The organism is Pseudomonas sp. NPDC099000, assembly GCF_044759925.1.
Classification (GTDB): Bacteria; Pseudomonadota; Gammaproteobacteria; order Pseudomonadales; family Pseudomonadaceae; genus Aquipseudomonas.
In genome coordinates, this window is sequence record NZ_JBIWAF010000007.1 from 175,827 (window position 1) to 190,534 (window position 14,708).

Annotated in this window: 12 protein-coding genes; 4 read left to right on the forward strand and 8 right to left on the reverse strand. The window is 59.3% G+C overall.

Annotation, left to right across the window (positions count from 1 at the left end):
• The first annotated feature begins 124 nt into the window (after positions 1-124).
• From ACIQV9_RS11830 to ACIQV9_RS11840, 3 genes are read left to right on the forward strand one after another with little or no spacing between them, the layout of a single operon-like run.
• Positions 125-2,317, forward strand: a complete 2,193-nt coding sequence (locus tag ACIQV9_RS11830) for an FUSC family protein (RefSeq protein ID WP_403101312.1) — start codon at positions 125-127, stop codon at positions 2,315-2,317.
• Complete coding sequence (locus tag ACIQV9_RS11835; protein WP_403101314.1) at positions 2,307-2,507, forward strand: DUF1656 domain-containing protein; 201 nt, start codon at positions 2,307-2,309, stop codon at positions 2,505-2,507. Before ACIQV9_RS11830 ends, ACIQV9_RS11835 begins: the two co-directional genes overlap by 11 nt.
• 11 nt (positions 2,508-2,518) lie before the next feature.
• Positions 2,519-3,382 carry an efflux RND transporter periplasmic adaptor subunit gene (locus ACIQV9_RS11840; RefSeq protein WP_403101316.1) on the forward strand — a complete coding sequence of 288 codons (864 nt, stop codon included), beginning with the start codon at positions 2,519-2,521 and terminating at the stop codon, positions 3,380-3,382.
• 46 nt (positions 3,383-3,428) lie between these two features.
• Here the strand turns inward: ACIQV9_RS11840 and ACIQV9_RS11845 are convergent, their stop codons facing one another.
• The 3 genes from ACIQV9_RS11845 to ACIQV9_RS11855 form a co-directional block, all read right to left on the reverse strand.
• Positions 3,429-3,827: a DUF4440 domain-containing protein gene (locus ACIQV9_RS11845; RefSeq protein WP_403101318.1), complete on the reverse strand. Its 399-nt coding sequence runs from the start codon at positions 3,825-3,827 to the stop codon at positions 3,429-3,431.
• Between the two features lie 134 nt (positions 3,828-3,961).
• A complete protein-coding gene (locus tag ACIQV9_RS11850) occupies positions 3,962-4,786 on the reverse strand; it encodes an SDR family oxidoreductase (RefSeq protein ID WP_403101320.1) in 825 nt (274 codons plus the stop codon).
• Between the two features lie 33 nt (positions 4,787-4,819).
• Positions 4,820-5,284 (reverse strand): multidrug transporter, encoded by a 465-nt coding sequence (locus tag ACIQV9_RS11855; protein WP_403101322.1) that lies wholly within the window; start codon positions 5,282-5,284, stop codon positions 4,820-4,822.
• Positions 5,285-5,450: 166 nt separating this feature from the next.
• Here ACIQV9_RS11855 and ACIQV9_RS11860 point away from each other — a divergent pair, with 166 nt between their 5' ends.
• Positions 5,451-8,201 (forward strand): RHS repeat domain-containing protein, encoded by a 2,751-nt coding sequence (locus tag ACIQV9_RS11860; protein WP_403101324.1) that lies wholly within the window; start codon positions 5,451-5,453, stop codon positions 8,199-8,201.
• An 84-nt stretch (positions 8,202-8,285) separates the two neighbouring features.
• On the opposite strand, the gene ACIQV9_RS11865 is transcribed toward ACIQV9_RS11860, so the two are convergent.
• The 5 genes from ACIQV9_RS11865 to ACIQV9_RS11885 form a co-directional block, all read right to left on the reverse strand.
• Entirely contained in the window at positions 8,286-9,737 is a 1,452-nt protein-coding gene (locus ACIQV9_RS11865) for a mannose-1-phosphate guanylyltransferase/mannose-6-phosphate isomerase (RefSeq protein WP_403101326.1), read from the reverse strand.
• A 209-nt stretch (positions 9,738-9,946) separates the two neighbouring features.
• A complete protein-coding gene (locus ACIQV9_RS11870; protein WP_042932354.1) occupies positions 9,947-10,600 on the reverse strand; it encodes an alginate O-acetyltransferase AlgF in 654 nt (217 codons plus the stop codon).
• Positions 10,601-10,617: 17 nt separating this feature from the next.
• The gene (locus tag ACIQV9_RS11875; protein ID WP_403101329.1) at positions 10,618-11,793 is read right to left on the reverse strand and encodes an alginate O-acetyltransferase; all 1,176 of its coding nucleotides are present in this window, start codon (positions 11,791-11,793) and stop codon (positions 10,618-10,620) included.
• Positions 11,794-11,804: 11 nt separating this feature from the next.
• Positions 11,805-13,370: an MBOAT family O-acyltransferase gene (locus ACIQV9_RS11880; RefSeq protein WP_403101332.1), complete on the reverse strand. Its 1,566-nt coding sequence runs from the start codon at positions 13,368-13,370 to the stop codon at positions 11,805-11,807.
• A gap of 213 nt (positions 13,371-13,583) precedes the next feature.
• Positions 13,584-14,708 carry a mannuronate-specific alginate lyase gene (locus tag ACIQV9_RS11885; protein ID WP_403101334.1) on the reverse strand — a complete coding sequence of 375 codons (1,125 nt, stop codon included), beginning with the start codon at positions 14,706-14,708 and terminating at the stop codon, positions 13,584-13,586.

Here is a 14,708-nt window from a genome sequence, read left to right on the forward strand (position 1 = left end):
ATCGCGTTTTTTCAGGCACAACGCATTCACCGGTTTCGCGACTGCTGCGCAGCCGAACGGGGGTAAATCCCCTCGCCACAGGATTTCGCTTGATTGAAATTTCATAACTAATGAGCAGGATCTAATGACTCCCTCGCCCGCACCTCTGCGCTGGCTGTATTCCCTTGAGTGGCGCCGGGGTTTCTTCGACTGGGCACGCAGCGACGGCGTGACCTGGGTCTACATTTTCAAGGTGCTGATCGCCGCGTTCCTGACCCTGTGGCTGGCGATGCGCCTGGAATTGCCGCAGCCGCGCACGGCGATGATCACCGTGTTCATTGTCATGCAGCCGCAAAGCGGTCAGGTATTTGCCAAGAGTTTTTATCGCTTTCTGGGGACTTTGGCCGGGTCGGCGGTGATGGTGGCGCTGATTGCCCTGTTCGCCCAAAACACCGAACTGTTCCTCGGCTCGCTGGCGATCTGGGTCGGCCTCTGCTCGGCCGGTGCCGCGCGATATCGCAACTTTCGCGCCTACGGGTCTGTGCTCGCCGGGTACACCGCCGCGATGGTCGGCTTGCCTGCGTTGGCCCACCCGGACGGCGCGTTCATGGCGGCGGTCTGGCGGGTGCTGGAAATCTCCCTGGGGATTCTCTGCGCCACCGTGGTCAGCGCCGCCATCCTGCCGCAAACCGCCAGCGCGGCGATGCGCAACGCTTTGTATCAGCGCTTCGGCGTGTTCGCTTTGTTCGTCACCGATGGCCTGCGCGGTCGCAGCAAACGGGAGGCTTTCGAAGCCAGTAACGTGCGCTTTATCGCCGAAGCTGTCGGGCTGGAGGGGCTGCGCAGCGTCACCGTGTTCGAAGACCCGCACATGCGTCGACGCAACGGACGACTGAGTCGCTTGAACAGCGAATTCATGGGCATCACCACTCGGTTCAACGCCTTGCACCAATTGCTCGAACGCTTGCGCAGCAGCGGCGCCGACCATGGGGTGGCGGCGATCAAACCGGGGTTGCAGGACCTGGCGGAATGGCTCGACGGCTTCAGCGGTCGCGCCTTGACCAGCCCCGACGCTGCACGTCTGGCCAGCGCATTGGCGACCTACAAGGAAAACCTGCCTGCGCGGGTTCGCAGCCTGCGGGCAAGCTTTCAGGAAAGCGATCCGAGCGACGCCGAGCAGCTCGATTTCCACACCGCCTACGAATTGCTCTATCGCTTCGTCGACGAGTTGCACAGTTATGCACAGACCCACGCTTCGCTGGCCGATCACAGCCATGCGCGGGAACAATGGGACGAGCCGTTCACCCCGCAAACCAACTGGATGGCCTCGGCCGCATCGGGGATTCGCGCGGCGTTCATTCTGGTGGTGCTGGGCAGTTATTGGGTGGCAACGGCGTGGCCGAGCGGGGCAACGATGACCTTGATCGCCGCTGCCACTGTCGGCCTTTCCGCCGCGACGCCGAACCCGAAACGCATGGCCTTCCAGATGGCGTGCGGGACGTTCCTTGGGGCACTGATCGGCTTCGTCGAGATGTTTTTCATCTTCCCGTGGATCGACGGTTTTCCATTGCTGTGCGTGATGCTCGCACCGGTGATCGTGCTCGGTTCGTTCCTCACTTCACGGCCGCAATACGCCGGTGTCGGACTCGGCTTGCTGATCTTCTTCAGCACCGGTTCGGTGCCGGACAACCTCACCGTCTACAACCCTTACGCGTTCATCAACGACTACATCGCCATGGTGCTCGGCATGCTGGTGTGCGCGGCGGCCGGGGCGATTATTTTGCCGCCGAACAGCCGCTGGTTGTGGCGCCGACTCGAACAGGATTTGCGCGGGCAAGTGGTGTATGCGATCAGCGGCAAGCTCAAGGGCCTGGCGTCGAGTTTCGAAAGCCGTACCCGGGACTTGCTGCATCAGGCTTACGGCCTCGCGGCAGGTCAGCCGCAGGTGCAACGGGACTTGCTGCGCTGGATGTTCGTGGTGCTGGAAGTCGGCCACGCGATCATCGAATTGCGCAAGGAACAGGCGATTCTGCCGGTGCATCCGGCCTACGCCGAATCCCAGCCGTGGCGCCAGGCGATCCGCGTGATGGGCCGCTCACTGGTGCGGCTGTTTCTGCAACCGAGCCAGAGCAATCTGGAGCGCGGATTGATCGCGGTCGACCATGCCATCAGCCGCGTGCAAGCCACCGACGAACCGTTCGCGCCGCACTTCGACACCTCCGCGTTGCGTCGGGTGAAGAGCTACCTGCACTTCATTCGCACCTCGCTGCTGGACCCGCAATCACCGCTTGCCGCATATGTGGAAACCAAACCCCAAGGACTTGAACATGCCTCGTGAAATCGCCTTCCACGGCGTGTACATGCCCACCATGACGCTGATGTTTTTCATCGCCGCAGCGCTGGCCTGGACGCTGGACCGATTCCTGTCCGGGTTCGACCTGTACCGTTTTTTCTGGCACCCGGCGCTGCTGCGCCTGAGCCTGTTTACCTGTCTGTTCGGCGCCCTGGCGCTGACTGTCTACCGTTGAGAACGCTCCTCATGAAAAAGCTTTTCAGCCTGCTTGCCACCCTGCTGGTGCTGGCTCTCGCGATATGGATCGGCCGCACCCTCTGGGTGCATTACATGGACACGCCGTGGACCCGCGACGGTCGGGTGCGCGCCGACATCATCAACGTCGCCGCCGACGTCACCGGGGAAGTGGTGGACGTGCCGGTACGCGACAATCAACAGGTGAAGAAGGGCGACTTGCTGATGCGCATCGACCCCGAGCACTACCGCATCGCGGTCAAACAGGCGCAGGCGCTGGTGGCCTCACGCAAGTCAACGTGGGAGATGCGCAAGGTCAACGCCCATCGCCGCGCCGACATGGATGCGTTGGTGATCTCTAAAGAAAACCGCGACGACGCCAGCAATATCGCCGACTCGGCTCTGGCCGATTACCAGCATGCCCAGGCGCAACTGGAAGCCGCTGAACTGAACCTCAAGCGCACCGAGGTCCGTGCTGCGGTGGACGGCTATGTCACCAACCTGAATGTGCATCGCGGCGACTACGCGCGCATCGGCGAAGCGAAAATGGCCGTGGTCGATATGAACTCGTTCTGGGTGTATGGCTTCTTCGAGGAAACCAAACTGCCGCACGTGCGCGTAGGTGATAAGGCCGACATGCAGTTGATGAGCGGCGAAGTGTTGAAGGGGCATGTGGAAAGCATTTCTCGCGGCATCTACGACCGGGATAACCCGGAAAGTCGCGAGCTGATTGCGGATGTGAACCCGACGTTCAACTGGGTACGCCTGGCGCAGCGAGTGCCGGTGCGGATTCATATTGATGAAGTACCGGAGGGGGTGCTGTTGGCGGCGGGGATTACCTGTACCGTTGTCGTTAAATCTGCGGCTGGCGAGTAACCCTGTGGCGAGGGAGCAAGCTCCCTAGCCACATCAGGCGACCGTGTCAGCCCTTGCAAAACGTCTCATGCAAATGCCGCCAAATCACCTTGCCACCGGCCTGCTTCTCAAACACCACCGTCGACCGGCGATCAGAGTGCAAGCCGCTCGCATCTTTCTGCTGCTCGCGATAGCCAACCACCGCGCCACCGTCGTACAGCGCGACACCCCGTAAATCGCTGAGCTCAATCCTGAAGCCGAGCTTCCTTCCGCCTGCCAGCAGGAACAACTCGTTCAACGCCGCAAAATCCAGCACCCGGCCCAATGGCGAGATCATGGAAAACTGTGGCGAAAAACGGGTCAGCAGGCGTTCAAGCGCGGACTCGTCCTGGTCCTCGGCCAGCCATTGTTCGATGGCGACATGGGCCTGGATCACTTCGTCGAAGTATTCGGTGTAGTCGGTCATGGTTGTTTCCTGAATTTATGCAGCGTCTGGTCCGACGTCTTCGCGGGCAAGCCTCGCTCCTACAGGGATGGGCAAATATTGCGAACGACGCGAGCCTGGAGCGAGGCTTGCCCGCGAAGAACGATAACGCGGTCCTAGAGTTGCCCCTTTAACCCGAACCGCTTCATCAACCCCGCCTCCAACAACCCTTTAGGCAGCAACCCCGCCAACAACGGCAACGCCCGGCTGCCGTTGCCCAGGCGTATCAGACGCGGTGGTTTGCCCTGCTGCACAGCCTTGAGCAAACCTTCGGCAAACTCCTTGGCCGGCGTCGGTTTGTCCTGAGAGGCCTTGGCCCGCGCACGAATGCCTTCGCGCAGTGGAAACCACGGTGATTGCTCGGTAATCAGTTGCTCTGCCTCATGCCCGGCATTCTTGGCGAAGCTGGATTCGATCGCACCCGGCTGCACTTCCATTACGTGCACACCAAATGGTGCCAACTCCATGCGCAATGCGTCGCTCAATGCATGGACAGCGGCTTTCGAGGCGCAATACGCACCGGCGAACGGCGTGACCAACACCCCGGAAACGCTGCCGATGTTCACCACAATCCCTTTGGCCCGACGCAGCACCGGAAACAGTGCGCGGGTCACACCGACAATCGCAAACACATTGGTTTCGAACTGCCGCTGCATGGCTGGCACACCGCCGTCGAGCAGCGGCCCCATGGCGCCATAACCGGCGTTGTTGATCAGCACATCAAGGCCGCCATGTTGCTGATTGATGCGTTCGCTCAACTGTTCAAGCGCCGCGCCGTCATTGACGTCCAGCTGCACGGCAGTGAAACCGGCGGCGGCTAACGCGGCCACGTCTTCAACCTTGCGGGCGCTGGCCCAGACTTCGTAGCCGGCACCTTTGAACACATCGGCGAGGGCGCGGCCAATGCCGCTGGAGCAACCGGTAATCAACGCAACGGGCATGGCGCGGTCCTTGTGCAAAAAGAAGTAAGGGGATCAGTCGGAGAAACTACCCTGCAAACGCTCGGCGCGAAACTCCAGGGTTTGCGGGCGATAGCCGGGGCGCAGCGGCGGCAGGGGCAAGCAGTCTTCCCAATTGGCGCCGGCCTGCAATTCGCCGGGGCCGCGATAGCGTGGGGCGGCGTATTGATTGTCGGCCAGATTGACCGTATCGCCCGGTGCATACGCGGCGACACGCCAGCGCAACTCGGTCAGCGGCACATCGTTGCCGTTGTTCATGGTCAGCTGCAATGGCCGGTCCGCCGGGCAGTGTTCGGGCGCGTAGATGATGCGCAACTCCAGGCGCGCCAGTTGCTTGACCTCGCGGTTGTCCATCCAGATCACCCACGTCGCCACTAGACCCAGGCCGATGGCGGCCGCCACAGAGACGGGCAACGCCTTGGCCGGGTAGCGCAGTAATAAAATCAGCCAGGTGATGACCAGCAGCACGCCGATGAACATGTTTGAACGCTCCTTGAACTCATGGCCACCATCCTACCGAACGGCTGCGGGAATGGACATTCACGGATCAACCGCGATCACCATTGGTCGGTACTGTAATTTCTGACAGTAGCGGTGCCTGACCACGAGCGGTTAGATAAGTGCAGGCAAACAGAGACGAACCGGCATGCAGACTTCGGCAGTAGGAATGCACTACAACACACCCCGATTGTTCGCCGTCGATCCGCGAGGGCTGCCGGTTCGTTCGGTTGATTATTGGCGCGAGGTCGAAGGTGCCCCGGCCCAGGCTCGCATCAACCGCACCTTGCACAATGCCGCTGGGGTCGCGGTAAAACAGTGGGACCCACGACTCTGGCGGCTACAGCAACAAGATCCGATGACGCCCGCCAATCTCACGACCGTGCATTCGCTGACCGGTCATCCTGTCTGTACGGTCAGTGTCGATGCCGGCTCACAGATCAGCCTTCTCGGCCAGGCCAATGAAGTGCTGCAAGGCTGGGACAGTCGCGGTACCCGACGCGAGATTCGCTACGACGACCGGCTTCGTCCCGTGGCAGTGTTTGAGCATGTCGCCACGCAACCATCCCAATGTGCCGAACGTATGGAATATGGTGGTGCCGATCCGGCTAACCGCGATCGTAACCAATGCGGGCAGTTGATTCGTCAGGACAGTCCCGGCGGGACCGTGCTGTTTGAGGCGTTTGCGATCACCGGTCAATGCACCCGGCACATTCAGCACTTCACCCTCGACGCCGTTGCACCGGATTGGCTGGAACCGATAGCCGATCGACAAGAACTGCTGGAGCCGGGCGAGAGTGCCGTTTCGACGTGGCGTTACGGTCCGCAGGGAAATGTGCTGGAAACGGTCGATGCCCGGCAGAACTGCCAGGCCTTCGCCTTCACTCTGGATGGCAGGCTGCACCAAAGCGCCTTGAAGCTGGCCGGCAAAACCACTTGGCAAACACTGGTCAGCGAGATCGAGTACAACGCCGACGGACAGACCCTCAAAGAAGTGGCGGGTAACGGCGTACGAACAACGCTCACGTATGACCCCGAGGATGGTCGGCTGATGGAGCGGCTAGCGGACAGTGATCGAGCCGGACTGCTGCAGCATCTGTTCTACACCTATGACCGGATGGGCAACGTGCTGAGTATCGAAGACAAGGCGCTGCCGGTGCGTTACTTCAACAACCAGCGTATCGATCCCGTCAGTCGCTTTATCTACGACAGTCTCTATCAGTTGATCCAGGCGTTTGGCTGGGAGGCGGGCGGTCCCAACCAGGGGCCCGAATCGGTCGGTCGCACTGATCCGGCGGCGGTCAGCAATTACCAGCAGCACTACCACTACGACGAGGGCGGCAACCTGCTGAAGCTGATACATGTCGGCGCACAAACCCCCGGCCGTGAACTGACCGCCGCGCGTTACAGCAATCGCTGCCTGCCCTGGCGAAACGGCGTGCCGCCGACCGAAGCAGATATCGCCGCCGCATTCGATGCCAACGGCAATTTACTGGAGCTGGATCAGGGGCGCTTACTGACCTGGGATTTGCGTAATCAGTTGCACTCGGTCTGCCCGGTGGAACGCGATTCCGGACGCAACGACTGTGAACACTATCTCTATGATGGTGCTGGCCTGCGGGTGCGCAAAATTCGCTCGTTGCAGACCAATGCCCGAACCGTAGTGGCTGAAGTGCGTTACTTAAAAGGATTGGAACTTCGCACCAACAGCAGCACCGGTCAGGTGCTTCAGGTCATCACCGCGCAGGCCGGTCTGAATACCGTACGGGTGTTGCATTGGGAAAGCGCTCCGCCGTCCGGCGTCAACGATCAGTACCGCTACACCCTGGTCGATCACCTCAACTCCTGCACCGTGGAACTGACCGACGATGCGCAAAGCATCAGCCGGGAAGTCTTCTATGCCTTCGGTGAGACAGCCTGGTTTGCCGGTGCGGACGTGATTGACGTCGACTATAAAACCATTCGCTATTCCGGCAAGGAGCGGGATGCGACGGGGCTTTATTACTACGATTTTCGGTACTACGTGCCCTGGTTGTTCCGTTGGCTTAATCCGGACCCCGCGAGGGATGTGGATGGAGTAAATCTATATCGAATGGTACGTAACAACCCGATAACGTTTTTTGACGAACAGGGTAAAGAATCCAAGTCCAAAACCTCCTTGGACAGCGCTGGGGCTATCTTTGAAAGTTACAAAGATGGCTATAGCGAAACGGACAGAAACCTTCCTTTTCAGATGATGGCCGATATCACGGATAACAAATTGAAATTCAAAACGACTAAAGCATCACCAGGAGTGCTTGAAAAGACTAAAACCAGACGCTTCACATTGAGGCATTACACCGTCTCTGGAACTCAAGGCGACGCGCCCCCGTTTACGGAAATATCGTCAAACTTTTCGCTCGTACATAAACAAGTGAAGACTTTAGGTGGAAAGGGAGGGAATACAAACGAAAAGGACTGGACGAAGGCCGGAAATAGCGCTTTTACCTTTTTTCTCCTGGCGATAGATGGAGAGGTGAACGAGCGTAAATTCCTTGGAGGCATGACTCATTATGCCGATTACGATCTTGAGGATGATGAGGCGATGAAAGCTGCACTGGGGGCAGATTTCGAGAAAGTAGAGTTTTTTGCTTCCCCTGATGTGCTGGATCCCAAGCATTCTTCGGACCTGTCCAAGGTTCCGATGGTGAAAGGACGTTTGAAAGATTTGAAGGCGCTACTGTTGGGGAATTCGGAGATTTCTCCCGTACAAGTAGGAAGAATGGATTCGAAGGCGTTACTCAATCAAATTGATAACGCGTTTGGTGGAAGCCTTGAGATAAAGATTCCGGGCTCGATAAAAGTCAAAACGTGGCATAGAAAAACAACTATGCCAGCGATTGGTAAAAAGGCAGCATGATCAAGCAAAAAAGCCCCCGCCCAACCCGCTGCGGATAGGGAAAACGCAGCGGACTGGACGAGGGCTTCTGGTTTCACTTAACGATTATTGCGCGATGGTTTTCACCGACACGCCGCGTTCAACCGGGGTGGAGCGACCGTAGATATCTTCAAACCGCTCGATATCGTCTTCGCCCAGGTAGCTGCCCGATTGCACTTCGATGATCTCGAGCGGAATCTTGCCCGGGTTGCGCAGACGGTGAACCGAAGCGATCGGGATGTAGGTCGACTGGTTTTCGCAGAGCAGGAACACGTTTTCGTCGCAGGTCACTTCGGCGGTGCCGCTGACCACGATCCAGTGTTCGGCGCGGTGGTGGTGCATTTGCAGGGACAGGCACGCGCCCGGTTTGACCGAGATGTGCTTGACCTGGAAGCGGCCGCCCATGTCCACCGAGTCGTAGGAACCCCACGGACGATAGACTTCGCAGTGGTTCTGGGTTTCGCTGCGGCCCTGTTCGTTGAGGGTGTTGACCATCTGTTTCACGCCTTGGACCGAGTCCTTGTGGGCGATCATCATGGCGTCCTTGGTTTCGACGACCACGATGTTTTCCAGGCCGATAACCGACACCAGTTTGCCGTTGCCGTGAATCATGCAGTTTTTGCTGTCCTGGATGACCACGTCGCCTTTGGTGACGTTGCCGTTGAGGTCTTTTTCATTCACTTCCCACAGCGACGCCCAGCAACCGACATCACTCCAGCCGGCAGTCAGCGGTACGACGCAGGCGCGCTGGGTTTTTTCCATCACCGCGTAGTCGATGGAGTTGTCCGGGCAGCAGGCGAAGGTGGCTTCGTCGAAGGTGATGGTGTCGGCATCTTGCTCGCTGCGCTCAAGGGTCAGTAGGCAGGTGTCGTAGATGTCCGGGTCGTGCTTTTTCAGCTCTTCCAGGAAACGGCTGGCGCGGAACAGGAACATGCCGCTGTTCCAGAAGTAGCCGCCGGACTGGACGAACTCGGTGGCGCGTTTGACGTCAGGCTTTTCGACGAAGTGCGAGACACGGCTGACGCCTTCGGGCAGCAGCGAGTCGGCGGTCGACTTGATGTAGCCGTAACCGGTTTCCGGTTTGGTGGCCGGTACGCCGAACAACACCATTTCGCCATTTTCCGCAGCGACGGTGGCCAGGGCCAGCGCACGTTGCAAGGCTTTCTGGTCATCCAGCACGTGGTCGGCCGGCAGCACCAGCATCAACTCGTCACGACCTTCGTTGACCAGCATCATCGCGGTCAGGGCCACGGCCGGCGCCGTGTTGCGGCCGAACGGTTCCATCAGGATGCGCTGGGTTTCCAGTTTACGGTTGCTCAGCTGCTCATTGACGATGAAGCGGTGGTCTTTGTTGCAGACCACGATCGGGGTGTCCATGCCTTCAAACACCAGGCGTTCCAGGGTTTGCTGGAACAGCGTGTGTTCGCCGGTCAGGGCGAGGAACTGTTTAGGGAATTGCTTACGCGAAAGCGGCCAAAGACGTGAGCCGCTACCACCTGACAAGATCACCGGAATCATGTTGTTACTCCTTGAAAATCGAATGGTTCAGAGCTACTGCGTTCTGTCGTTTCACTCTTGTTCTTATTCCGTATCCCGACTGACACCTCGGTCCCTGTGGGAGCTGGCTTGCCTGCGATGGCATCACCTCGGTCTGTCTGCTGCACCGAGTCGTCTGCATCGCGGGCAAGCCCGGCTCCCACAGGGAAATGGTCAACCGGGCAAATGTGTTAGCGCGTCGAAACCGGGCGTTTTACCCAGACTGGCGACAGGCTGCTGCCTTTACCGGTGACGTACAGCACGGCGGCTTCACCGCGTTCCAGGGCAACCGGTTTGACGTCGCCGACTTTGGTGGCGCCGTCGTACAGGGCCAGGCTGACTTTGACCGGGTTGATTTCACGTTCGCCACGGCCTTTGGCCGCTACGGACGGAACCACTTCGGTCTTGCCATCAGCGGTTTTCAGGGTCAGGGCCTTGTCGCTGAGGTTCTGTACGCGAACCAGGGATTTCTGCTTGTTCTTGAACGGCGGCTCTTCGATCAGTTGTGGCGCGCCGCTGGCGTTGTTGACCAAGGTGTAATAGTGGTCGCCGGCCAGTTTCACCGGCAGGGTCTGGCTACCGACCTTGGCGCTGTAGTCGCCGCCCGGCATGAAGCTGAAGTCGGTGCTGGACAGCGGCGCGACTTCGGCCAGGTTGGTGCTGCCGACGGTGGCGCTGACTTCAGCGTTACCGGCGTTGTAGACACGTACGAAGCTCGAACCTTTCGGTGCGGTCGGGCCGTAGAGTGCGGCGTCGCCAGCGAAGGCGGACATCGACAACACGCTCATGCCAGCAACGAGTGCGAAGGTCTTGGCGAGACGGCGAGGAGTAGTAGTGAAAGTCATGGTAGTACCTCTCTCTTTCAGTTTTGCGCCCGGTCGGGCGTCTCGGATTTAGTGTTTGCGGCTACGTTTTGTTGGCGGGCGCCGGCTTCTTTGAGCTCTGCGACCCACTGCGGGTCGGCGTCGCCGATTTCGTTGTTCACAGGCAGATAACGTTCAGGAAACTCCCAGATCAGCACCTGTGGCGGGCTGTTCTTGAAAGCATCACTTTTCAGGTAGCTGAGCATCGGCAGAATCGGGCCGTGGCCGTCTTCGGCGTAATTGACTACGTCGCTGTTCAGCGCTTGTTTCAGCGCGCCGACGAAGTTCCAGTTTGGGTTGGCGCTATAGCTGGTGCCGATCAGGGCCACCGGCACTTCGGTATTGGCGAACAGCGCGTCATCACCGGCAGGCTGGTCTTGCGCCACCACGGTGTTGCGCTTTTGCAACGGTTCAGTCTTCGGCATCAGGTTTTCGAACAGCGGGTCCAGCGGCAGGAACAACCGCAGGTCGCCCTTGTGCGTGACTTTCTCCGCAGGTTCGGTGACGAAGCGTTGCGGCTCGCCACTGAGCGGGGTTTTCTCGGCAATGGTTTTGGCCAGGGTCTCGGCGGCGATTTGCGCGCCTTCCGGGGTCCAGTGGGTGTCGGTGCGCAGGAACACCTGCTGACCGTCGAGCTTGGCTTTCAACATCGGGCCGAACAGGTCGGGTGCGATGATCTTGTTGGCCGCCACACGAGCGTGGAAGTCTTCATAGAGGTTGGCGTGAATGCTCGAAGGCTTCACTTCACCCAGGTGTTCCGGGTACAGGCGGGTCTTGGCCGGCACGATCGCCATCACCAGTTTCACGCCTTTGGCTTTGAGTTCCTGGCGCACGCCTTCGACCAGCGCGTAGTTGCCTTGCAGGTTCAACTCTTCGTTGACGATCGGGTTGAACTCTTCATCGCTGTACAACCACTGATCGCGACCGAGCACGACGCCCGGACGACCTTCGTTGAACAGTTTGAAATCCAGCGCGGCCCAAAGGTTGGTGCCCAGGCGCTTGATCGGGAACTCTTCGTCGTAATGGGTTTCCACGGCTTTGGCCCAGCGGCCGTTGAGCACCGTCGCATCGGCGTTCGTGCTGAAGCCGAAGAAACTGCGCGTCGACCACAGGCCCAGCACCAGCAGGGTCACCATGAACAGGGCGATGTAGAAGATACGTAATGAGCGGGTCATGGTCAGATCCCTCAGAACTGGAAGTAAAGGAACGGCGAGAAGCTTTGCGCCGAGAGTTTGAAAATCGAGGCAATGAACAGCACCAGTACCAGCGTGCGCATCACGTAGCGCGACCAGTCCGCCGTCCAGTAAGCCGGTTGCACGGTGGCTTCAACGCCGACGGTGTAGCCAGGCTCGTGGATGCTGGCCGGGTTGTCGCCCGGTACGGCTTTGATCATTCCAGGCTGGGCAGCGGCCGGGCCATCGGCCTCGACGTTCACCGCAGGCTTGGTCTTCTCAGGCGGCAGGTTGCTGTAGAAGTCGCGGATGCCGAAGAACGCCAGGGTCATGTACGCCACCACCAGGGTCGCCACTTGCAGGCCGGTGAGGCTGGCCGCGTTGAGTTCCGACAACGACCATTCGCCGAAGCTGAACATCGCGCCGTACATGCGACCGGCGACGTGCAGGTTTTCCGAGCGGAAGATCACCCAGCCCATGACCACGAGCAGGAAAGTCAGTGCCCAGCGGATCGGGTTGATGCTGCGTGGCGAGGTGTTCAGGCCCAGCGCTTTTTCAATTGCCAGCCACATGCCGTGCCAGGCGCCCCAGATGATGTAGGTGATGTTCGCGCCGTGCCACAGACCACCGAGCAGCATGGTCAGGAACAGGTTGCGATAGGTCATCAGCGTACCTTTACGGTTGCCGCCCAGCGTGATGTACAGGTAGTCACGCAACCAGGTCGACAGGCTGATGTGCCAGCGACGCCAGAACTCGGTGATCGACTGGCTGATGTACGGCTGTTTGAAGTTTTCCATGAAGCGGAAACCCATCATCAAGCCCAGTCCGATGGCCATGTCGCTGTAACCGGAGAAGTCGAAATACAACTGCGCGGTGTAGGCGAGTGCTCCGAGCCAGGCATCCCCCGTGGTCGGGTTCTGCAAGGCGAAGCAATGGTCGGCCACCACCGCCAGTGTGTCGGCGATGAAGACTTTCTTGATGAAACCCTGCATGAACCGCGTGGCACCTTCGGAGAACTTGTCGAGGGTGTGGGTGCGGTTGTTGAACTGGTCGGCCAGGTCACGGAAACGCAACACAGGGCCGGCGATCAAGTGCGGGAAGATCGCCACGAACGCCGCAAAGTCGATCAGGTTGCGGGTCGCCGGGGTGTCACCACGGTAGACGTCGATGATGTAGCTGATGGACTCGAAGATGTAGAACGAGATCCCGATCGGCAACAGCACGTGGGTCAGGATGAACGGCGACAGACCAACGGAGGTCATCATCGCGTTGATGCTGTCGACGCCGAAGTTGGCGTACTTGAAGTAGCCGAGGATGCACAGGTCGACGCCCACGCCCAGGAGCAACCAGCGTTGAGCCGGTTTGGTCCGAACGCCTGCGGCACCGACTTTGAGGCCGATCCAATAGTTCCACAACGTGACGGCTGCGAACAGCGCAAGGAAGTCCACACGCCACCAGGCATAGAACACGTAGCTGGCGAGCAGCAGCAGCAGGTTGCGATAGCGTATTCCGCTTAAGTAGTACATGCCGAGAAAGATCGGCAAGAACAAAAACAGGAACACGTTGGATGAAAATACCATCCCGGTCTCTCCATGTTTAACCAACAGTCAAGGGCCAACGGCCCCCCCAAACCCCCCACCGAAAACTGGGGGATGTATTGCATTCAAATCCACGCGCGGTCCCTGTAGGAGCGAGGCTTGCCCGCGAAGGCGGAGTGTCAGTCGACATCATTGGTGAATGTCAGACCGCCTTCGCGGGCAAGCCTCGCTCCTACAGGGGTTCTGCGTTTGGCTCTAGGAGCCTTTTTTGCCTTTCTCATTCGCCGGGTCGTAGACCTTGGTCAGGTCACCCCCGAGTCGGAAGGTCTTGAACGGCTGCATCTCGTGTTTTTTCTCGAGCACATCCGGCGAGCAGGTGTAGAGCGTGCAGAACGGTTCGAGCCAGGCGAATTTCGAGTCCTCTTTCAGGTCGGTCATGTCCTGTTCTTTACCGTTCTTGTTCTCGAAGCTGCTCGGGTCTTCGACACCCGCGAGCACTCGATCACCCAGGCGTTTCAATGCGCCGTTGTTTTCCTGACGCAAGTCCACACCGTTGACCTGAGCGAAACTGGCGATCATCGCCAGCGGCGGCAGGGCGTAGTTGTGGTAGGCGAGGGCGCGTTGCTGGCGCTTCAGTTCGTTGGGCAGGAAACCCTGGGCGTCAATCTGATTGGCGCCGACCTTGTATTCCTTCACCGCCCAGTCGAACAGGTCGCGGCGGTTGGTGGCGATGGACGTTGCCATCACCGACCAGGCGGACCAGTACGAGTGGTTGTTGGTTTTTTCCAGCGGCAGGTTGTCCCAATCGCTGACCACCTGATCGGCCATTTTGCTGAACCAGGCTTCGATCAATTGCGACTCTTGCTGATGGTTCGCCAACGGATGCGAGTCGGAGAACTTCAGGCGAATGTAGGAAGACGCCATGCTGCCCAATGCCCATTTGCGCATGGACTTACCGGTGTGGTTGAAGTCCTTGGACATCAACGCATCGGCCTTGGCCCAGGCGGTCAACCAGTTCAGCGTGCATTCCAGTTGTTCCGGACGACCGTCACGCATGTACTGCATCACGCGCTTGCTGGTGCCGCGCTCAATCTTGGTGATGTCGGCCGTGGTGTCGCGGAAGGCTTTTTCCGAGGCTTCGTTCAGGGTCGAACGGGCCTTGTCGGAGCCTTCGTATTTGCTGCGAAATTGCAGCGAGCCGGTGTACGGCGTCGGCATGGCGTCACAGCCTTCGCTCTTGTCGCCGGTTTTGACTTTTTCAATCGGCGCGAAGTACCCCTGTGGCGGGCGCAGTGGCGCGGCGGCCTGAGTCGCACCGGCAAACATGGCCAGGCTCAACAGGGACGGTGCGATCAATCTTTTCAAAGTTCGGGTTTGCAT